General features: G+C 63.5%; 16 protein-coding genes. 11 read left to right on the top strand and 5 right to left on the bottom strand.

The genetic code is table 11. From position 1 onward, the window contains the following. The first annotated feature begins 9 nt into the window (after positions 1-9). Both O3306_RS10040 and O3306_RS10035 read left to right on the top strand, forming a co-directional pair. Complete coding sequence (locus tag O3306_RS10040) at positions 10-798, top strand: inositol monophosphatase family protein (RefSeq protein WP_272006472.1); 789 nt, start codon at positions 10-12, stop codon at positions 796-798. Beyond that, positions 795-2,132 carry an 8-oxoguanine deaminase gene (locus O3306_RS10035; protein ID WP_272006470.1) on the top strand — a complete coding sequence of 446 codons (1,338 nt, stop codon included), beginning with the start codon at positions 795-797 and terminating at the stop codon, positions 2,130-2,132. The genes O3306_RS10040 and O3306_RS10035 overlap by 4 nt, the downstream gene beginning before the upstream one ends. 37 nt (positions 2,133-2,169) lie before the next feature. Here O3306_RS10035 and guaD read toward each other — a convergent pair whose 3' ends face one another. After that, positions 2,170-3,471, bottom strand: coding sequence for a guanine deaminase (gene guaD, locus O3306_RS10030; protein ID WP_272006468.1), 1,302 nt, complete (start codon positions 3,469-3,471; stop codon positions 2,170-2,172). Between the two features lie 133 nt (positions 3,472-3,604). On the opposite strand from guaD, the gene mgtE reads away from it, so the two are divergent. The 6 genes from mgtE to O3306_RS10000 all read left to right on the top strand — a co-directional run bounded on the left by mgtE (position 3,605) and on the right by O3306_RS10000 (position 9,797). Continuing rightward, on the top strand, positions 3,605-5,008 hold the full coding sequence (mgtE, locus tag O3306_RS10025; RefSeq protein ID WP_272006466.1) for a magnesium transporter: 1,404 nt from the start codon (positions 3,605-3,607) through the stop codon (positions 5,006-5,008). Continuing rightward, positions 5,005-5,562, top strand: a complete 558-nt coding sequence (locus O3306_RS10020; protein WP_272006464.1) for a 5-formyltetrahydrofolate cyclo-ligase — start codon at positions 5,005-5,007, stop codon at positions 5,560-5,562. The genes mgtE and O3306_RS10020 overlap by 4 nt, the downstream gene beginning before the upstream one ends. Before the next feature lie 57 nt (positions 5,563-5,619). Continuing rightward, complete coding sequence (locus O3306_RS10015) at positions 5,620-6,090, top strand: OsmC family protein (protein WP_272006462.1); 471 nt, start codon at positions 5,620-5,622, stop codon at positions 6,088-6,090. A gap of 157 nt (positions 6,091-6,247) precedes the next feature. Then, positions 6,248-7,060 carry a TIGR00282 family metallophosphoesterase gene (locus tag O3306_RS10010; RefSeq protein ID WP_272006459.1) on the top strand — a complete coding sequence of 271 codons (813 nt, stop codon included), beginning with the start codon at positions 6,248-6,250 and terminating at the stop codon, positions 7,058-7,060. Beyond that, entirely contained in the window at positions 7,057-8,019 is a 963-nt protein-coding gene (locus O3306_RS10005; RefSeq protein ID WP_272006456.1) for a DMT family transporter, read from the top strand. Before O3306_RS10010 ends, O3306_RS10005 begins: the two co-directional genes overlap by 4 nt. 38 nt (positions 8,020-8,057) lie before the next feature. Beyond that, complete coding sequence (locus O3306_RS10000; RefSeq protein ID WP_272006594.1) at positions 8,058-9,797, top strand: SLC13 family permease; 1,740 nt, start codon at positions 8,058-8,060, stop codon at positions 9,795-9,797. Positions 9,798-9,815: 18 nt separating this feature from the next. Here the strand turns inward: O3306_RS10000 and O3306_RS09995 are convergent, their stop codons facing one another. Further along, entirely contained in the window at positions 9,816-11,588 is a 1,773-nt protein-coding gene (locus O3306_RS09995) for an SLC13 family permease (protein ID WP_272006453.1), read from the bottom strand. Between the two features lie 161 nt (positions 11,589-11,749). Here O3306_RS09995 and O3306_RS09990 point away from each other — a divergent pair, with 161 nt between their 5' ends. Together O3306_RS09990 and O3306_RS09985 are read left to right on the top strand one after the other, a co-directional pair. Further along, positions 11,750-12,490, top strand: a complete 741-nt coding sequence (locus tag O3306_RS09990) for a YebC/PmpR family DNA-binding transcriptional regulator (RefSeq protein ID WP_272006450.1) — start codon at positions 11,750-11,752, stop codon at positions 12,488-12,490. A 408-nt stretch (positions 12,491-12,898) separates the two neighbouring features. After that, entirely contained in the window at positions 12,899-13,483 is a 585-nt protein-coding gene (locus O3306_RS09985) for an HNH endonuclease (protein ID WP_272006447.1), read from the top strand. 192 nt (positions 13,484-13,675) lie between these two features. On the opposite strand, the gene O3306_RS09980 is transcribed toward O3306_RS09985, so the two are convergent. The 3 genes from O3306_RS09980 to O3306_RS09970 form a co-directional block, all read right to left on the bottom strand. Beyond that, entirely contained in the window at positions 13,676-14,227 is a 552-nt protein-coding gene (locus O3306_RS09980; protein WP_272006444.1) for a bactofilin family protein, read from the bottom strand. Continuing rightward, the gene (locus O3306_RS09975; protein ID WP_272006441.1) at positions 14,217-15,539 is read right to left on the bottom strand and encodes a M23 family metallopeptidase; all 1,323 of its coding nucleotides are present in this window, start codon (positions 15,537-15,539) and stop codon (positions 14,217-14,219) included. The genes O3306_RS09980 and O3306_RS09975 overlap by 11 nt, the downstream gene beginning before the upstream one ends. Positions 15,540-15,840: 301 nt before the next feature. Further along, positions 15,841-16,302, bottom strand: coding sequence for a peroxiredoxin (locus O3306_RS09970; RefSeq protein ID WP_272006438.1), 462 nt, complete (start codon positions 16,300-16,302; stop codon positions 15,841-15,843). A gap of 129 nt (positions 16,303-16,431) precedes the next feature. Between O3306_RS09970 and O3306_RS09965 the strand changes: the two genes are divergently transcribed. Then, a complete protein-coding gene (locus O3306_RS09965; RefSeq protein ID WP_272006435.1) occupies positions 16,432-19,836 on the top strand; it encodes an AsmA-like C-terminal region-containing protein in 3,405 nt (1,134 codons plus the stop codon). Positions 19,837-19,859: the final 23 nt, after the last annotated feature.

Genomic DNA, 19,859 nt, shown 5'->3' with positions numbered 1-19,859 from the left:
GGACTGGACATGGATATTTGCGCTATTTCTGAAACGGCGCATGCGCTGGCTGATGCTGCGCGAGGGGCAATTTTGCCCCATTTCCGTGTCGGCGGATTGGTTGCAGAAAACAAGGATGCCACTGGATTCGATCCGGTCACGGTGGCAGACCGCGCTGCCGAGGCCGTGATGCGCGACATTCTGGCGGTGCGCCGCCCGGATGATGCCATCCTGGGCGAGGAATACGGCGCGAAATCCGGCAGCAGCGGCCTGAAATGGGTGCTCGACCCGATTGATGGCACCCGTGCCTTTGTTTCGGGGGCGCCGACCTGGGGGGTGCTGATCGCCGTCTCGGATGATACCGGCCCGATCTACGGGCTGATTGATCAACCCTATATCGGCGAACGGTTCGAGGGCGGGTTCGGTCGCGCCCAACTGAACGGCCCGCAGGGAATGAGGCCGCTTGCGGTTTGCGGCAATCGCCCCCTGAGTCAGGCAACCCTGATGACCACCTTTCCCGAAGTCGGCACCGCAGAAGAAGGTGCAGCCTTTGCCGAAGTGGCCAAAGCCGTGCAATTGACCCGCTACGGCATGGATTGCTACGCCTACGCGCTGCTGGCAGCCGGACAGATCGATCTGGTGATCGAGGCGGGGTTGAACGCCTACGACATTCAGGCCCCCATCGCGGTGATCGAGGCGGCCGGGGGCATCGTCACCGACTGGCAGGGCGGTCCCGCCCATGAGGGCGGGCGTGCGCTGGCGGCGGCAGGGCGCGAACAACACGCGGCTGCGCTGGCGATCCTGAGAGAGTTTGCATGAATGACCTGTTGGTCAGGGGGGCCGCCCTGGCGGTGACGATGGACGATGCCCGTCGTGAAATCTCTAACGCGGATATTTTGATCAAAAAGGGCCGAATTGTCGAGATCGGTCAGAACCTTACCACGCCCGGCACGGTCATTGACGCGACGGGCTGCGTGGTGACGCCGGGGTTGGTCAACACCCATCACCACCTCTACCAGACCCTCACACGTGCAGTGCCGGGTGCGCAGGATGCGCTTCTCTTTGGCTGGCTTCGGACGCTCTACCCGATCTGGGCGAAGTTTGGACCGGACGAAATGTTTGCCTCGGCGCAGGCCGGGCTGGCGGAGCTGGCGCTGAGCGGCTGTAGCCTGAGTGCCGATCACCTCTATCTGTTTCCGAATGGCGCGCGACTGGAGGATACCATTCATGCCGCCGCCGAAATCGGCCTGCGATTTCATCCCACGCGCGGCGCGATGAGCATTGGCGAGAGCATGGGCGGCCTGCCGCCCGATGCGCTGGTCGAGGATGAGGCGGCCATCCTTGAGGATTGCATTCGCGTGGTGGACGCCTTTCACGATCCCGCCGAAGGTGCGATGTGTCGTGTCGGCATTGCACCCTGTTCGCCCTTTTCAGTCAGCCGCGATCTGATGCGCGAGGCGGCGTTGCTGGCGCGTGACAAGGGCGTGATGCTGCACACCCATCTGGCGGAGAATGCCGAAGATATCGCCTATTCCGAAGCGCAGTTCGGCTGCCGCCCCGGGCAATATGCCGAAGACCTCGGCTGGACCGGCCCTGACGTCTGGCATGCGCATTGCGTGAAACTGGATAAACCCGAGATCAACCTTTTTGCCCGTACGCGCACCGGTGTCGCGCATTGCCCGTGCTCCAACTGCCGTCTGGGCAGTGGCATCGCCCCGGTGCGTGCCATGCGCGATGCGGGCGTGCCGGTGGGGCTGGGCGTCGATGGATCGGCCAGCAACGATGCGGGCAATCTGGTGGCAGAAGCGCGACAAGCCATGTTGCTGCAACGTGTGGCCAATGGCGCCGACGCGATGAGTGCCCGCGAGGCGCTGGAAATCGCAACGCGCGGTGGCGCGGATGTGTTGGGGCGGCCCGATTGCGGGCGGCTAGCGCCGGGCAAATGTGCCGATATTGCGATCTGGGACATCTCGGGGATCGAAAGCGCGGGCAGCTGGGACCCGGCGGCGCTGTTACTGGCGGGCCCGATGCGCGTGCGCGATTTGCTTGTGAACGGGCGGGAGGTTGTACGCGGCGGGCGGCTGGTAACTGTCGACATGGAGCGGATAGTTGTCCGGCAAAGAGAGTTGGCGCTGGGGCTCATGCAGGGCTAGGGCCCGAATTTCGCCTTTACCAAGCTGACACCCATCGTCAGCTACGGGGCGATGTTGCGATACGTGAACCGTGCACCCAGACTTCGCGGATGGCGCGGTCATCGCCCATCATGATGGTCGGAAAGACCGCCTCCCAGATATCATCGGCACGGGCGTGGCGCTGTGCGATGGCCGGGGTCGAGGTCAGGTCCAGAACCACAAGATCGGCCTCCATCCCCGGGGCGAGGTTGCCGATCTTGTCACCCAGATACAGCGTTTCGGCTGATCCGGCGGTGGCCAGCCACAATAGCTGCGCCGGGTGCAGGGCCGTGCCGCTCAGCTGACCGATCTCGTAGGCGGCCGCCATGGTCCGCAGCATCGAGAAACTGGAGCCGCCGCCTGTATCGGTGGCCAACCCGACGCGCAGCCCGTCGGCCTTGCGCGCAGCCATGTCGAACAGGCCCGACCCGATGAAGGTATTTGATGTCGGGCAGTGCACCAGCGCGCCGCCTGCCTCGCGTAGCCGGTCAATTTCGCGCGGCTCCAGATGGATGGCGTGGCCATAGAGGCCGCGCGCACCCAACAGGCCGTGAGCTTCGTAGGTGTCGAGATAATCGCGCGCCTGCGGGTAGAGGCTGCGCACCCAGGCGATTTCGTCCAGCTGCTCGCTCAGATGGGTCTGCATCAGGCAATCGGGATGCTCGGCCCAGAGCGAGCCGAGCGCATCAAGCTGCTCGGGCGTTGAGGTGGGCGAGAAACGCGGCGTGATGATGTAGTCCAGCCGCCCGCGCCCGTGCCATGTCTGCAATAGCGCGCGGCTGTCGTCATAGGCTGATTGCGCCGTGTCCAGCAGCCCCTCGGGCGCGTTGCGGTCCATGCAGGTCTTGCCCGCCAGCGCGCGCATGCCGCGCGCCTCTGCCGCCTCGAAGAAGGCGGTGACGCTGGCGGGGTGGATGGTGCAGTAGCTGGCCATCGTGGTGGTGCCATTGGCCAGCGCCAGTTCCATGTATCGATCCGCGATTTCGGCTGCATAGGCCGGATCGGCAAAGCGCATTTCCTCGGGAAATGTATAGGTGTTCAGCCAGTCGATCAGGCGTTTTCCCCAACTGGCGATGATCGCGGTCTGCGGATAGTGCATATGCGCATCGACGAACCCGGCGGTGATGAGCGCGTCGGGGTGGTGGATCACCTTCGCTTGCGGCGCCGTTTTGCGAAGTGTGTCCAGCGTTCCCAACCCGGCGATATGACCGTCGCTGATATGCACCGCCTCGTGCAGTTGCGCGGCACCGGCTGGATCACCCGCGAACGGGCTGCGGGCAAAAGTCAGGACCTGACCTGTCAGAATTGTGCTGGAAGGCATCGGGCATTTCCGTGTTGTTGACCGGGCCGAGGATACGGGGGCGGGGGCGGCTGGTAAATCACCCTATTTTCGTTGTGATCCGTCAGAGGCTTCTTTACTCCTGCAGCAGCAACACCGCGCGAACGGGGGCAATATGGCACAAGAGACCGACCAGACCGACCGGGACGATCAAGACCACGAGCGCGTCGAAGACGATTTCTACGGGCTCGACCCGGTGGCGGTGGCGCGGATCATCTACGCGGTGGATATAGGCGACCGCGATCGCCTTGTGCAGGAGATGGAGCCGCTGCACGCGGCGGACATCGCCGACCTGCTTGAGCAGTCCACCTCGTTCGACCGGCGACGAATCATCGAGCTTTACGGGCGCGAGTTTGACGGTGAAATCCTGTCGGAACTGGATGACTCGATTCGTGAAGAGGTGATCGGCCTGCTGCATCCCGAGGTTCTGGCCGAGGCGGTGCGCGAGCTCGAAAGCGACGACGTGGTGGACCTCGTCGAGGATCTGGAAGGCCACCAGCAAGAAGCCATCCTGGAAGTGCTCGAGGACAGCGATCGTGTGGCGGTGCGCCAGTCGCTGACCTATCCGGAATATTCTGCCGGGCGACTGATGCAGCGCGAAGTGGTGATGGCGCCCGAGCACTGGAACGTCGGCGAGGCGATTGATTATCTGCGCAATCAAGAAGAACTGCCCGAGCAGTTCTACCACGTCATTCTGGTCGATCCGCGCCTGCATCCGGTGGGCAACGTCACCTTGGGCAAGCTGATGGGCTCTCGCCGTGAAGTCATGCTGAAATCGCTGGTCGAAGAGACGTTCCACACGATCCCGGTTACCCGCGACGAAGGCGACGTGGCCTACGTGTTTAACCAGTATCACCTGATCTCTGCCCCGGTTGTGGATGAAAATGATCGGCTTGTGGGCGTGATCACCATCGACGACGCGATGGCGGTGTTGGACGAAGAGCATGAAGAAGACATCATGCGCCTTGCCGGGGTCGGCGAGAGCGGCATTAACGACAGGGTCTACGAGACGACCAAGGCGCGGTTTCCCTGGCTGGCGGTCAACCTGGTGACGGCGATCCTGGCGTCATTGGTGATCGCGCAGTTCGAGGCGACGATTGCGCAGTTCGTCGCCTTGGCGGTGCTGATGCCCATCGTCGCGTCGATGGGCGGCAATGCCGGCACACAAAGCCTCACGGTGGCAGTGCGCGCGATCGCAACCAAGGACCTGACCAGCAGCAACGTCTGGCGGGTGATCCGGCGCGAAGTGCTGGTGGGCTTGATCAACGGTCTCATCTTCGCGGTGGTGATGGGCGTGGTGGGCACGCTGTGGTTTGGCGGGCCTGTGCTGGGATACGTCATCGCGGCGGCGATGGTGATCAATCTGGTGATCGCTGGCCTTGCCGGAACGGTCATCCCGGTGATGCTGGAGCGGTTCGGCGTTGACCCGGCGCTGGCGTCTGGCGCGTTCGTAACAACGGTGACGGATGTAGTCGGGTTCTTTGCCTTTCTCGGGCTGGCGGCGCTGGTGTTGCTGTGACCGATCTGGTGCAAATCAAGGCGGCGGCGCGCAGTGCAGCCTTTGCCCGGCGCCGCGTGGCGCATGGTACGGCCGGGCCTGGTTCTGCCGCTTTGCTGTCGGGCGTGTTGGCCGGGTACCGCGGTGTGCCGCTGGCCGGATACATGCCGATCCGAACCGAGATCGACCCGCTGCCCGCGATGGAAGAAGCCGCAGCCCATGGCCCTGTCGGCGTGCCGGTGATCGTAGGCGAGGGCCTGCCGCTGAAATTTTCTCGCTGGGAGCCGGGATGCGCGATGAAGGATGGCCCGTTCGGGGCCCGTATTCCAGAGGTGGATGATTTTTTCGAACCCGAGATCCTGATCGTGCCGCTGGTTGCGTTCGACCGCAGCGGCGGACGATTGGGCTATGGCGGTGGCTTCTATGACCGCACGCTGGAGCTGTTGCGCGCGCGGCGCGCGACGCTGGCCATCGGGTTTGCTTATGCCGGCCAAGAGGCCGACGGTTTGCCGTTGGAGCCAACGGATCAGCCGCTTGATATGCTGGTGACGGAAACCGAAGTGATCACGTTTTAGGCGGGGCTGCTCATTCGTCTTTGCGGGCGGCTTCGCGATATCCAGAGAGGAGGCAGCATGGCAGAGCATGACTATACCGCACGGGTGGTCTGGACCGGCAATCGTGGCGATGGCACCAGCACCTATGGAGGTTACGACCGCAGTTGGAGCGTCGAAACCGCGGGTAAGCCGGTTATCTATGGGTCGAATGATCCGCTTCTGGGCGGTGATCCTTCGCTGCACAATCCCGAGGAAATGCTGGTTGCGGCCCTCTCGGCCTGCCATATGCTGTGGTTCCTGCATCTGGCGAGCGATGCAAATATCACGGTGCTGAGCTATTCCGATGATCCGCTGGCGGTCGGTGAAACCGACGAGAACGGGGCGAGCCGGTTCCTGCGCGCCACGTTGCGCCCGTTTATCGTGCTGGCCGAGGATGGCGACGAGGCGCGTGCAGATGCGGTGCACCGGCAAATCCACAAGGTGTGCTTCATCGCCCGGTCAGTGAACTTCCCGGTAGAGATCGACGCACGCTACCGGATCGGCGAATGAGGCGCTGTGGCAGGCCGAAGGGGTGACTTTGGCGGGTATCCGTGGCGTTGCATCCATCTTTTGGGCGGAAATGACCGGCCTGTCACAGGGGTAATCTCCACGGGTTATGCGCGAAACGCGTCTTGCTCTTGCGCGCGCTGCGGCCTAACACCTGTGTATGAAACTCTTATTTCTGGGCGATGTTGTTGGCCGGTCCGGCCGTAAGGCGATCAGCGAAAACCTGCCGCGTTTGCGCGCGGACTGGGCGCTCGATTTTGTCGTGGTGAACGGTGAAAATGCAACGGGCGGCATGGGGCTCAGCCCTGATCATGCCAAGACGCTGCTGGAGGCGGGGGCCGATTGTCTGACGCTGGGCGACCATGCGTTCGACCAGAAAGGCATGCTGCAATTCATCGAGTCCGAGCCGCGTATCGTGCGGCCGCTGAATTTCGCCAAGAATGCGCCGGGGCGCGGGCACCGGGTCTTCTCGGATGCACGCGGGCGCAAGGTGCTGGTGACGCAGGCGCTGGGGCAGGTGTTCATGAAGCGCGCCTTTGATGATCCGTTTTCAGCGCTCGATTCAGTGCTGACCACACACGCACTGGGCGGTGCGGTGCAGGCAACGATTGTCGATTTCCATTGCGAGGCGACAAGCGAGAAAATGGCGGCAGGCCTGTTCTGCGACGGGCGCGCCAGCATGGTCGCGGGGACCCATACCCACGTGCCGACAGGTGACGCACAGATCCTGCCCGGTGGCACTGGCTATCTGAGCGATGCGGGCATGTGCGGCGACTATCTGAGCGTCATCGGCATGGATCGTGCCGAGCCGATGCGCCGCTTTGTTACCGGCATGTCCAAGGGCCGGTTCGAACCAGCGCAGGGCGAAGCGACACTGAGCGGTGTCTACGTGGAAACCGATGATCGCACCGGCAAGGCGCTGCGCATCGAGATGATCCGTCAGGGCGGGCGACTGGCGCAGGCCGGACCATGAGCGGCACGCCCTTTCTCTACGGTATCCTTTTCGTGATGGGGATCGGCTGGGGACTGACTGTGCCGCTGGCCAAGATCGCGGTCAGCACCGGGCACCAGCCGATGGGCCTGATTTTCTGGCAACTGGTGGTGGTTGTGGTGTTTCTGGGCGCAGTAACCTTGGTGCGCGGCAGGCGTCTGGTGTTGGGACGGCAATATCTGCGGTTGTTCCTGATGGTGGCGCTTTGTGGGGCGGTGTTGCCGGATATCTTCTTTTACCTTGCCGCGGCGCGGTTGCCGGGCGGCGTGATGTCCATCGTGGTATCGACGGTTGCGATGTTCTCGCTGCCGATTGCGCTCTTGCTGGGCAACGAGCGGTTCGAGCCGCGCCGCCTGGTCGGGGTTTTCGTCGGGCTGATGGGCATCGTTTTGCTGATCGGCCCGGAAGCAAGCCTGCCTGCGGGGACCTCGGCGGCGTTTGTGCTGGTCGCACTCTGCGCGCCGGCCCTTTATGCCACCGAAGGCAATCTGGTGATGAAATGGGGCACGCAAGGCCTTGATTCCACTCAGGTGATTTTCGGCGCATCACTGCTGGGCATGGCAATCTCTGCACCGATCGCGCTGGCCACCGGACAGTGGATCAATCCAATGCAGGGTCTTGGAATTGCCGAGGCGGCACTGGTGGCCGGCGCGGTCATTCACGCCGTTGTCTATGCCTGTTATGTCTGGCTGGTGGGGCGTGCGGGTTCGGTCTTTACCGCGCAGACCAGCTATGTTGTGACCGGCTGCGGCGTGCTGTGGTCGATGGCGCTGCTGAACGAGAGCTACTCGTTCTGGGTCTGGATGGCCCTGGGCGTGATGTTGCTGGGCATGTTCCTGGTGCAGCCGCGCGCTGCGCGCGTGCTCGTCCCTGCGCGTGTCGTGGAAACCACCGAAACGGCTACGACTCGCCGGTCAATCAAAGGAAAGCCGCCAAGGTGATCGCATATTTCGATCTGTCCCAGACAACGCAAGCGGTGATGACATTGGGGGTCGTGGCGCTGATGTTCGCGCTCTTTGTGCGCGAAACCTATCCGACCGAGGTCGTGGCGCTGGCGGGGGCCAGTTTGATGCTGATCCTCGGGCTGCTGCCCTATGATGCCGCGCTGGCCGTGCTGTCAAACCCGGCCCCCTGGACCATCGCCGTGATGTTCGTGATCATGGGGGCGCTGGTGCGCACCGGCGCGCTGGAGGCGTTCACCTCGCTCGCGGACCGGCAGGCCAGGACCAACCCGAAACTGGCCATCGCGATGCTGCTGGCTTTGGTCGTCTTCGGGTCGGCGGTGATGAACAACACGCCGGTGGTCGTGGTGATGATCCCGGTTTTCGTGCAACTGGCACGCACCATGCGCATACCGGCCTCTCGTTTGCTCATCCCGCTCAGCTACGCAGCGATCCTGGGCGGCACCCTGACGCTGATCGGGACATCGACAAACCTGCTGGTGGACGGTGTGGCGCGGGCGCAGGGCATGGAGGCTTTCTCGATTTTCGAGATCACGCCACTGGCGGCGGTGTTAGTGGCCTGGGGCATGATCTACCTGCGCTTTATCGGGCCGATGCTGTTGCCGGACCGCGACAGCATGGCTGACATGCTGTCTGATCGCAGCCGGATGAAGTTCTTTACCGAGGCCGTGATTCCACCAGATAGCAACCTGATCGGCCGCGAAGTTTCGGGTGTGCAGCTGTTCAAGCGCGAAGGCGTGCGGCTGATCGACGTGGTGCGCGGCGACCAGTCATTGCGTCGCAATCTGTCCGATGTGGTTCTGGAAGTAGGGGATCGCGTGGTGCTGCGCACGCAAATGACCGAGCTTTTGAGCCTGCAACGCAACAAGAGCCTAAGGCGTGTTGATCAGGTCTCGGCGGTCGAAACATCGACGGTTGAGGTGCTGATCACGCCGGGCTGCAAGATGGTGGGCCGGTCGCTGGGAGCGATGCGCCTGCGGCGGCGTTACGGGGTCTATCCGCTGGCGGTACATCGCCGGAATCAGAATATCGGCCGTCAACTGGACGATCTGATCGTTCGGGTGGGCGATACTCTGTTGCTGGAGGGCGCGCCTGCAGACATCCAGCGGCTGGCAAGTGATATGGACATGGTCGAGGTCTCGCACCCGTCGGCGCGGGGATTTCGGCGCGGCCATGCGCCGTTGGCGATCGTGGCGCTGATGTCGATCGTGGTGCTGGCCGGGTTTGGCGTCGCGCCGATCCTTCTTCTGGCCGTGGTAGCGATGGCTGCGGTCCTGCTCTTGCGCTGCATCGACGCGGACGAGGCATTTTCCTTCGTCGACGGGCGGCTGCTGGCTCTGATCTTTTCGATGCTGGCGGTGGGGGCGGCTCTGCAGGAAAGTGGCGCCATCTCACTGATCGTCGGCAGCGTGGCACCGATGCTGTCGTTGCTGCCGGGGATCGTTGTGATTTGGGCGGTCTATCTGCTGACATCCTTGCTGACCGAGCTTGTCAGCAACAACGCGGTGGCAGTGGTGGTCACGCCCATCGCCATCGGGCTGGCCGAGGCCATGGGCATCGACCCGCGCCCGCTGGTGGTGGCCGTGATGGTGGCTGCAAGTGCGAGTTTCGCCACGCCCATCGGCTACCAGACCAATACGCTGGTCTACGGGCCGGGGGGGTACCGGTTTACCGATTTTCTGCGGATCGGCGTGCCGCTGAACCTGAGCGTGGGGCTTCTGGCTTCGGTGCTCATCCCGTTTTTCTGGCCGCTTTGACCTGACGTCGCGCGCCGCTCAGAGCGGCCAGAAGACGAGGATGGCGGGGATCGAGACCGCGATGACAATGACCTCCAACGGCAGGCCCATGCGCCAGTAATCGCCGAACCGGTAGCCCCCAGGGCCGAGGATGAGCGTGTTGTTCTTGTGGCCAATGGGCGTGAGATAGGCCGAAGAGGCTGCGATGGCCACCGCCATCAGGAACGGATCTGGAGAGACGTTGAGCGACTGGGCCATCTGGATGCCGACCGGCGCGGCAACGATTGTAGTGGCGGTGTTGTTGAGCACGTCCGACAGGCTCATCGTGACCACCATCAGGACTGTCAGGATCGCCCAGGCGGGCATGCCCGCCGTCAGGTCGATGAGCGCGCCTGCGATCAACTCGGTCCCGCCCGCAGTCTGAAGTGCTGCGCCAAGCGGGATCATCGAACCCAGCAACACTACCACGGGCCATTCGATGTGATTGTAAAGCTCGCCCAGGGGTACGATTCGGGTCAGCACATAGGCCGTGACCACCAGGCCGAGTGCGACCGGCAGGTAGACCAGCCCAAAGCTGGCGGCGGCGACGGCGATCCCAAAAAGCCCGATGGCCAGCCATGTTTTGCTGTCCTGCGTGACATTGAGCCCGCGCGCCGCCAGCGGCAGCGCGCCCAGCCATTCGGCCACGTCATCGCCGCGGTCCTTGGGCACCAGCAGCAACAGGATATCGCCGGGCTGGATTTGGGTATTGCGCACCTGCTCGGTGATGCGTTTGCCGCGGCGCGACAGACCCATCAAAACCGCGCTCCGGCGCCAGTGCAGGCCGATGGATTGCGCTGATTTCCCTGCGATGCGCGCGCCTTGCGGCACAACCAGTTCGAGGATGTCGAGCCCTTCGCCGGCGGCCTCCAGCCGCTCGGTGCGTTCCGCATCCGAAAAGGCAAGAGAAAGTGCTGCGCGAAATTCGTCCAGCGCGTCGGGCTGTGCCTCCAGCACCAGGACATCGCCGGCTTGAAGGACGGTGTTGCGTGCCGTGCCATAGCGGCGTTTGCCGTCGCGGATGAGGCCGATAAGCGCCACGTCAGTCTTTTGCGCTGTTTCTTCCAGTTCGGCCAGACGTTTGCCTATCTGGTCCGACCCGTCGGGGACGGTCAGTTCTGCAATGTAGCTGCCGAAATCAGAAGCGACGAGCACATCGCCTTCGCGCTGAGGAATGAGCCGCCAGCCGATCAAAGCGACAAATGCCAGGCCTGCGATGGCCGCGACGCCGCCTACGGGGGCAAAATCGAACATCTTGAATGGCGCGCCAAGTTCCTCTTCGCGGATCGCGGCGATGATGATGTTGGGGGGCGTGCCGATCAGCGTAACCATGCCGCCCAGGATGGTGGCAAAGCTGAGCGGCATCAGGCTGAGCCCCGGCGCACGACCGGCCTTGCGCGCGGTCTGCACGTCCACCGGCATCAGCAGGGCCAGGGCTGCGACGTTGTTCATGAAGGCCGAGAGCACACCACCGATCCCGCCCATCAGCGCGATATGTGTCCCCAGCGAGCGGCTGCTGTCGACCATAGTGCGGGTGATCAGGAACACCGCGCCCGAGCGCACCAGCCCGGCCGAGACCACCAGCACCAGCGCCACCACCAGCGTGGCGGGGTGGCCAAAGCCCGAGAAGGCGTCCTTGGTCGGCACCACGCCCAGCACGACGCCGGTCATGAGGGCTGCAAAGGCGACAATGTCGTAACGCCAGCGGCCCCAGAGCAGCAGGGCAAAGACGGCACCGAAAAGCGCGAAGAGGATGATCTGGTCTTGGGTCATGGCGGTGAGACTAGACCGCGCCAGAGGGCGCGTCACCCGGACAATTTCGATTGTTTGTCGGGGGATCGGGGGCGCAAAGACGGATTGTGGTGCGCTCAGGCGTTGCCCCCCGCGAAAGGAGCGGATAAGAAAACGGGAAAATCGGACGACGGGAGCTTTTCATGGCCGGCCACTCCAAATGGGCGAATATTCAACACCGCAAGGGGCGCCAGGATGCTGTGCGCTCCAAACTCTTCTCGAAATTCTCCAAGGAGATCACGATCGCCGCAAAGATGGGCGACCCGGATCCTGACAAGAACCCGCGTTTGCGGCTGGCGATCAAATCGGCCAAGTCGCAATCCATGCCGAACGACAATATCGAGCGTGCGATCAAGAAATCGCAGGCCGGTGACGCCGAGGATTACGAGGAAATCCGGTACGAGGGCTACGGCCCGGGCGGTGTGGCGGTGATCGTCGAGGCGATGACCGACAATCGCAACCGCACTGCCAGTAACGTGCGGAGTACATTCACAAAATACGGTGGCAACCTGGGCGAGACCGGCAGTGTCGGCTTCATGTTCGAGCGCAAGGGCCAGGTCACCTATCCGGCGGATGTGGGTGATGCGGATACCGTGATGATGGCCGCGATCGAGGCTGGTGCGGAGGATGTGGAAAGCTCTGAGGACGGGCATGTGATCTGGTGTGCCGATACCGATCTGAACGAGGTTTCGGTGGCGCTGGAGGCCGAGCTGGGCGAGAGCGAGGAGACCCAGCTGGTCTGGCGTCCGACGACATCCACCGAGCTGGATCTGGAAGGCATGCAGAAGCTGATGAAGCTGATCGATGCGCTGGAAGATGACGATGACGTGCAGCGCGTCACTGCCAATTTCGAAGCCTCCGACGAGGTGATGGAGCAACTCTGAGAACGGTCCGAAACCGGCGTCGGCATCATGTCGGTATGACGTCGGTATTGCATCGGTGCCGGGCTGAGGCCCGGCCTGCCGGTCCAAGGGGCGCGTTCTTGATTCTGCGAACCTGATCCTCGCGGCTTCGCTGCGCCTTTTCTCATTCCGGAAATGGCCTGCGCTGTACCGTGGGGCGAGAAGACGCGGAGGCGTTCGGGCAGGGCACCGCGCCGCGCCGCAGGTCCAAATTCCGCGTGTCTACCGGACCTCTGTGCAGCCTGAACGTGCGAACGGCCCTTGTGGCCGTCGCTGCCGGGGGCAACACAGGCCCCGGATTACATCCCGAAATCACGGGGTTGTCAGAGAACGATCAGGATATATAGTAATTTCACGACAGGCCGTATCAGGCGGGAGCCGCAGCCGACGATGGAAGGTGATTTCAGAACCGAATTTGTCCGCACTCCGGGGGCGCTGAAGCAGAACCCGGCGCTGGTGCTCAATGCTGATTATCGCCCGCTGAGCTATTATCCACTATCGCTGTGGTCTTGGCAGGATGCGGTCAAGGCGGCCTATCTGAACCGGGTGGATATCGTTGCGGAATATGACCACTCCGTGCATAGTCCAAGCCTTCAGATCAGGGTGCCGTCGGTCATCGTTCTCAAGGATTTTGTCCAACCGCAAAGGCGCGTGGCCTTTACCCGGTTCAACCTGTTCTTGCGCGATGAATTCCGTTGCCAGTATTGCGGCGCGCGGGGCGATCTGACCTTTGACCATGTGGTGCCGCGCGCCAGTGGCGGGGTTACCAGCTGGGAAAACGTCGTGGCGGCGTGCAGCCGGTGCAACCTGAAAAAGGGGGCCAAGAGCCTGCACCGGGCGGGCATGGCGCTGCGCAAGCCGCCCAGAGCGCCGGGTGCTGAGCAGTTGCGCAATATGGGGCGCAAGTTTCCACCGGGGCATCTGCACGAGAGTTGGATGGATTTCCTCTATTGGGATGCCGAGCTGGAAGCCTGATTGTGGGCTGCCGGTGCGGCTGAATATTTCCGGAACTTTGAGTGCTGAGCCTTTGGGGGGCAGGCGTGCGTCGGCCCCGTGTTGGCGGTTGGTGAAACGAAAATCGCCCCGCGCGGAAGGTCCGGCGCGGGGCGTTTGTGGCATCAGCCATGTCATCTTTGTTGCCGGGGCGCCGCTTCGGGCGCGCGAGCCTTAGCTTTTGGACGAGGCGGGCGCCTGAGGGGCGGCCTGCGACGCGGCAGGTGCCGGGCTGGCACCGGGTGTCGCAGTTCTCGACTTGCCGTTCAGCGGGTCGTCCTGGCGTTGCACCGAGCCTTCGAAATGGGCGCCGCTCTCGATCGCGATCGTCTTGTGGATGATGTCACCCTCAACGCGCGCGGTCGATGTCAGGCGGACCTTGAGGCCGCGCACACGGCCGACGATCCGGCCGTTGATCACCACGTCGTCGGCGATGACTTCGCCCTTGATCGTGGCGGTCTCGCCGATGGTCAGCAGATGGGCGCGAATGTCGCCCTCCACAGTGCCTTCGACCTGGATATCGCCGGTGGTTTTCATGTTGCCGGTCACATGCAGGTCGGAAGACAGCACTGACGCAGGGGGCTTGGCCTTGGGGGCGGCAGCCTTGAACTCGCCGCTTCCGGGTGCGGCGGGTTTCGGCGCATCCAGCGATTTGTCCATGCCCGAGGGTTTCGACGCATCGCCTGTCCGGTGGCTCGGGTCGTTGATTTTGCTTTTAGAAAACATCTCTCGCAGCCTTGATATATATCATTGGGTTGATGGCTTTTCCGCCCACACGAACCTCGTAGTGTAGGTGGGTGCCGGTCGAACGTCCAGTGCTCCCCATATCACCTATACGTTCCCCGCGCGAGACCCTTTGGCCCTTCTGAACGCGGATTTTGGACAAATGGGCATAGCGGGTTTCAATCCCGAACGCATGCTGGATCTTGATCAGGCGTCCATAACCCGATTGCCAGCCCGCGTGAATCACGACTCCGTCAGCGGTGGAATAGATCGGCGTGCCGTGCGGCGCGGCCAGATCGGTGCCGCTGTGCATCCGGCCCCAGCGCGCGCCAAAACCCGAGGTGTGGCGGAATGCGCTTTTGACGGGCAGGGCGAAGGGCACCTTGTGGGCTGCGATACGGTAGAGGTTCAGCCGGTCCATCTGGTTGAGGATCTGGTTGGCGCGCAGCGTATCTGCTGACGGTTCCTCGCCCCGTGTCGAGAAGCTGAGCGGTGTCAGCGGGCCGCCCTGGCCGGAATAGCCGTCGCGTACCGTGTCCAGCAGGGTCTTGGTGTTGAGCCCGGCATTGCGGAACATCTTGTCGAGCGGTTCGACCGAGATGGTCATCGCGTCTTCGAGTTGCCGGAATATCTGGTCGTTCTGATCCTGCATCAGGCGGATCTGGTGGCTCATCTCCTCGGCGTAGAGGAGGGCATCCTGGGCGTCGGCGGTCACCTTGTCACGCTCCAGCGCGGTGTCGGCCAATGCGTCTGCGAGGAAATCGAGGGTCGATGCGCCCGCGGCGTCATCCGTGGCCAGGGCCGTGCTGCCCCCGCCGTTCCGGTTCATCTCGTCCGTGAGGCTTGCCAGTTGCTGGCGCGCGCTGTCGCGTTCCTTCATGGCGCGGCGCAGGGTATTCTGGATGACTTCGATCCCGGTTTCCATCTCGCGACGGCGGGTTTCGGAGGCCAGGAGCTCGGACTGCATGATCGAGATCTGCGCCAGAGCCGAGTTGAACCGTTCCTGTGCGTCAATCGCTTCTTGCGCGCGGATGTCGCGTTCGGATGACAGCGCGTTGAGCCGGTTTTCATAGGTGCGTTGATCGCGCTTGGCCTGATCGCGGAAATTGCCTGCTCCGATACTGTCCATCAGCAGGATGGCGGTGGCGATGATGGCCCAGGCGACGATGGCCGTGGCCCCGGTAAAGGCGATCAGTTGTGTGCCAGGGCGCAACCGGATGAAGCGCGTATCGGTATCCGAGCGCAGAAAAACCCGGCGTTCAGGAAAATACCGCTCGAGCAGCGAATGAATTTTGATTGCCGCGCGTGTCCGCAAATTGCCGTGTCCCTACTTGTCCCTTTGACCTGGCGCTCTGATTTCCGGAAACATGGTGTTGCCCCGAACCGTCGCCTTGGCCGACCCCTACCAAAGACCTTTACAATCGGGCAACTCTTTTGACCAGTCTTATGGAAAAATCGCGGCTTGATCCCGCCGAGCGGCAAAAAATCGCCGATATGCAACGGGTTAAATTGGGCTATTCACGTTTGAGCTGCGCCAGAATGTCGCAGGTGGCGGGGGTGTGCTTCGGCAGGTCCACGGCGCCGCGCCCGGCAGAGGGCGGACGCGGCGGCAATACTCAGAGTGCCTTGGCGGCTTCCAGCACGGCCTCGGCATGGCCGGGCACCTTGACCTTGCGCCAGATCTGGGCGATGCGCCCGTCGCGGCCGATCAGGAATGTGCTGCGCTCGATGCCGAGGAAGGTCTTGCCGTACATTTTCTTCTCTTTCCAGACACCATAGGCTTCGCAGGTGTCCGAGGCTTCGTCTGACAGCAGCGGCATGCCGAGCGCATGTTTGTCGCGGAACTTGTCATGTTTGGCGACGCTGTCCTTGGATATGCCCAGGACGGTCACGCCGGCTGCCTGGAACTCTGGCAGGAGGGCGGTGAATTCGCGCGCCTCGCGGGTGCAGCCGGAGGTGTCGTCGCGCGGATAGAAGAAGAGAACCACCGGGGCCGGGCGCAGCGCGCTAAGCTGAATTTCGCCACCTCCGTCGCGGGGCAGAGAAAAATCGGGTGCAATGTCAGAGATTTGTGGCATGTGCTGTCCTTGGTCCGGGAGATATGCGTGTTATATTAGACCAGAGCCACGAGGATTAAAGAGAGCATGTGCGACGGGCCCCGCCTTTCGCCCCGACAGGTCCAAAGATTGACCGCCCGTTAGGATGTGATGAGCACGCAAGAGACCAACAGCCCCGGCGCGGAGGACGCCCGGCATCTGCGCCGCCAGCGCCGCCGCAGACGCCGGCGCAAGGCGGGGTTGTGGTCGCTGATCAGCATGGCGGCCATGGCAGGGGCGGCGACGTTGCTGTTGCTGTCCTACTTAGGCACGCCGATCACGGTGCCGGACTGGCTGCGCACCCGGCTGACCGAGCGGATCAACCAGAACACCGGCGAGATCCGGGTCGATCTGGGCGAAATGGTCGTGGTGATCGAGGAGGGATGGATCCCGCGCTTGTCGCTGCGCGACGTGGTGCTGCGCGGCCCCGATGGCATGCGTCTGGCCAATTTGTCCGAACTGGGCGGCAGGCTTGCCATGCGGCCTCTGTTGCGCGGCGAAGTGCAGCCGGGAAGCATTCGTGTCTCGGGCGTGCAACTGATCCTGCGCCGCGATCGCAGCGGTGCGGTGGACGTGGCGCTGGTTGGTGCAGAGACGGCAGCGGATGATCCGCGCGGTGCCACAGGCATCACGGCGATCATCCAGCGGATTGACGACGCGCTGCAACGTCCGGAGCTTTCGGCGCTGGAACGGATCACGGCGGATAATCTGACATTGCGCTACGAAGATGCCCGCGCGGGCCGGGCGTGGAACGTCGATGGCGGGCAGCTTTCCCTCACGCGAGAGGACGATGATCTGCGCATTCGCGGCAATTTCGCGCTGTTGGGCGCGCGCGACTATGCGACCTCGCTGGAGATGAACTATGCCAGCCGTATCGGTGAGGTGGGCGCCGAATTCGGCGTCAATATCCAGGATGTGCCGGCGGATGACATATCCGGGCAATCCCCGGCGCTGGCATGGTTGGCGGCGCTCGATGCGCCGATTTCGGGTGCGCTGCGGGTGCAGATCGAGGATGACGGCACGCTTGGCCCGCTGAATGCGACGTTGCAGATCGGCGCAGGGGTGCTGCAACCGACCGAGGCGACCAAGCCAATCGCGTTCTCGTCGGTGCGCAGCTATTTCACCTACACGCCGAAGTCCCAGATGATCCGGTTCGAGAGCCTGTCGATCAGCAGTAGCTGGGTCACGGCGCGGGCCGAGGGCACGGCATTCCTCGTCGGGGTGCAGGATGGCTGGCCCAGCGAATTGCAGGCCCAGATGCGCGTGACCGGCATCACCGCCGATCCCGCCGATCTTTACCCCGAGCCGATACAGATCGATGTGGCGACGATGGATATGCGGCTGCAACTGGAGCCGTTCCACCTGAGCCTGGGGCAGATGAGCCTTTCGGATCAGGGCAGGCAGTTGATCCTCAGCGGTGATCTGAAGGCCGAGGAGACGGGCTGGGATCTGGCGCTGGATGGGCGGATGGACGGGCTGAGCCATGACCGCCTGCTGGCGTTGTGGCCCGAAGCGGCGGCGGTGAATACCCGCAAATGGATTGCCGAGAACGTTCAGGCCGCCAGCCTGAGCAACCTGCAGCTTGCGGTGCGGTCGCGGCCCAAGCACCGGCCCGATCTGTTCCTGGGGTTCGATTATGAAGACCTGAACACCCGCTTCATGAAGGAAATGCCGCATATCGAAGGCGCAGTGGGGCATGCATCGCTTTATGACGGGCGGTTCGTGATCCGTGCAGAAGAAGGCCGCATCAAATCCGCGCAGGGCGGGTATATCGACATCGCGGGCACCAGCTTTGTCGTGCCGGATGTCTGGCAGAAACATGCGGTGGCCACGGTCGATCTGGAAACCGAAAGCACGATCACCGCCGCGCTGGCGCTGCTGGACGAGAAACCCTTCGAGTTTCTCAGCAAGCAGGGCAGGCCGGTTACGCTGGCTGATGGGCGGGCGCGGTTGAGCGGGCATCTGGGGTTTCCGTTGGCCAAGAAGGTCGGTCCGGACGATGTCGTCTTTGACGTGACCGGCGATCTGAGCGAGGTCCGCAGTGCGGCACTGGTGCCGGGCCGGGTTCTGAGTGCCGCGGCAATGTCGGTGCGCGCGGACAATGAAACCCTTGAGGTGAGTGGGGACGGTCTGCTGGGGCAGGTGCCCTTCAAAGGGCGTTGGCAGTCACCGCTTGGACCGGAGGGCAACGGCAAGAGTCGCCTGACCGGCTGGATCGAGCTGTCGGCGCGTTTCGCGGACGAGTTCGGCATCGGGCTGCCGCCGGGCAGCATGAGCGGCAAGGGGCGCGGCGACATCACCGTCGATCTGAACCGCGATGGCACGGGCGAGTTTGCGCTCAGTTCGGATATGGCCGGTGTCGGGCTGCGTCTGGCGCAGCTTGACTGGGCGTTGGCGCAGGCGGCGCGCGGACAGTTGCAGGTGCGGGGGCGGCTGAGCACGCCGCCGCAGATTGATCTGGTGGAACTGGACGCCCCCGGCCTGCGGGCGCGCGGCAGCATCCAATTGCAGCCGGGCGGCGCGCTGGAACGGGCGCTGTTCAGCCGGGTCGAGGTGGGCAACTGGCTGGATGCGCCGGTCGAACTGGTGGGGCGCGGCGCAGAGTTGGCACCGGCGGTGGTGGTGAACGGCGGCACGGTCGATCTGCGTCATACCAATCTGAGCGGTGGCCGCGACGCCAGCCAGAAGAAGGGTGCGCCGATCACCCTGAAACTGGATCGGCTGGAGATTTCCGACGGCCTGGCGCTGACCGATTTCACCGCAAAGCTGGACACGACGCGGGGCACCGAGGGCACCTTTGCGGGCCGGGTGAATGGCAGCACCGCGATCACCGGAAGCATCGTGCCGCAGCGCGGGCGCAGCGCGTTTCGCATCCGGTCGGACAATGCGGGCGGGGTTCTGGGCGCGGCGGGGCTGCTGAAGAAGGCGAATGGCGGCGACCTGGACCTGATCCTTGCGCCCGCGGAAGAGGCGGGCACCTATGACGGGCAACTGGAGGCTGACAATGTCTGGCTGGCCGATGCGCCGGCGCTGGCGGCGCTGCTCAGCTCGCTGAGTGTCGTCGGCCTGCTGGAGCAGATGTCGGGCAACGGCATCCTGTTCAACAAGGTGAATGCGCGGTTCCAACTGTCGCCTGACCGGGTGACCTTGCTCAGCAGCAGTGCGGTCGGGGCCTCGATGGGGATTTCGATGGACGGGTACTACTTCATGAAAGACGGCCGGATGGATATGCAGGGCGTGGTGTCGCCGCTTTACCTGGTCAATCAGGTGGGCGGCATTTTCACCCGTCAGGGCGAGGGGCTGGTGGGGGTCAACTACAAGCTCAAGGGACCGGCGAAATCGCCCCGCGTGCAGGTCAATCCGCTGTCGATCTTGACGCCGGGCATGTTCCGCGAGATTTTCCGCCGTTCGCCACCGTCGGTGGCGCGCAACGCGACCGGGGACGTGACCGGGGCGCCCGCGCCGGAACCCGATACCCGCGAGGCACCAAACCCCATCAAGCGCCGCGACCGCTGAAGGCACAAGGCACGGACGTGCAA

It is taken from the genome of Roseovarius sp. ZX-A-9 (assembly GCF_028369135.1).
GTDB lineage: Bacteria > Pseudomonadota > Alphaproteobacteria > Rhodobacterales > Rhodobacteraceae > Roseovarius.
This window is presented reverse-complemented; position numbering and strand designations above follow the sequence as displayed.

What these genes read in the sequence shown, in the direction of transcription:
- O3306_RS10040 (WP_272006472.1), top strand. Translation starts at nt 10, where the DNA reads ATGGATATTTGCGCTATTTCTGAAACGGCGCATGCGCTGGCTGATGCT.
- O3306_RS10035 (WP_272006470.1), top strand. Translation starts at nt 795, where the DNA reads ATGAATGACCTGTTGGTCAGGGGGGCCGCCCTGGCGGTGACGATGGAC.
- guaD (WP_272006468.1), bottom strand. Translation starts at nt 3,471, where the DNA reads ATGCCTTCCAGCACAATTCTGACAGGTCAGGTCCTGACTTTTGCCCGC.
- mgtE (WP_272006466.1), top strand. Translation starts at nt 3,605, where the DNA reads ATGGCACAAGAGACCGACCAGACCGACCGGGACGATCAAGACCACGAG.
- O3306_RS10015 (WP_272006462.1), top strand. Translation starts at nt 5,620, where the DNA reads ATGGCAGAGCATGACTATACCGCACGGGTGGTCTGGACCGGCAATCGT.
- O3306_RS10010 (WP_272006459.1), top strand. Translation starts at nt 6,248, where the DNA reads ATGAAACTCTTATTTCTGGGCGATGTTGTTGGCCGGTCCGGCCGTAAG.
- O3306_RS10005 (WP_272006456.1), top strand. Translation starts at nt 7,057, where the DNA reads ATGAGCGGCACGCCCTTTCTCTACGGTATCCTTTTCGTGATGGGGATC.
- O3306_RS10000 (WP_272006594.1), top strand. Translation starts at nt 8,058, where the DNA reads ATGACATTGGGGGTCGTGGCGCTGATGTTCGCGCTCTTTGTGCGCGAA.
- O3306_RS09995 (WP_272006453.1), bottom strand. Translation starts at nt 11,588, where the DNA reads ATGACCCAAGACCAGATCATCCTCTTCGCGCTTTTCGGTGCCGTCTTT.
- O3306_RS09990 (WP_272006450.1), top strand. Translation starts at nt 11,750, where the DNA reads ATGGCCGGCCACTCCAAATGGGCGAATATTCAACACCGCAAGGGGCGC.
- O3306_RS09985 (WP_272006447.1), top strand. Translation starts at nt 12,899, where the DNA reads ATGGAAGGTGATTTCAGAACCGAATTTGTCCGCACTCCGGGGGCGCTG.
- O3306_RS09980 (WP_272006444.1), bottom strand. Translation starts at nt 14,227, where the DNA reads ATGTTTTCTAAAAGCAAAATCAACGACCCGAGCCACCGGACAGGCGAT.
- O3306_RS09970 (WP_272006438.1), bottom strand. Translation starts at nt 16,302, where the DNA reads ATGCCACAAATCTCTGACATTGCACCCGATTTTTCTCTGCCCCGCGAC.
- O3306_RS09965 (WP_272006435.1), top strand. Translation starts at nt 16,432, where the DNA reads ATGAGCACGCAAGAGACCAACAGCCCCGGCGCGGAGGACGCCCGGCAT.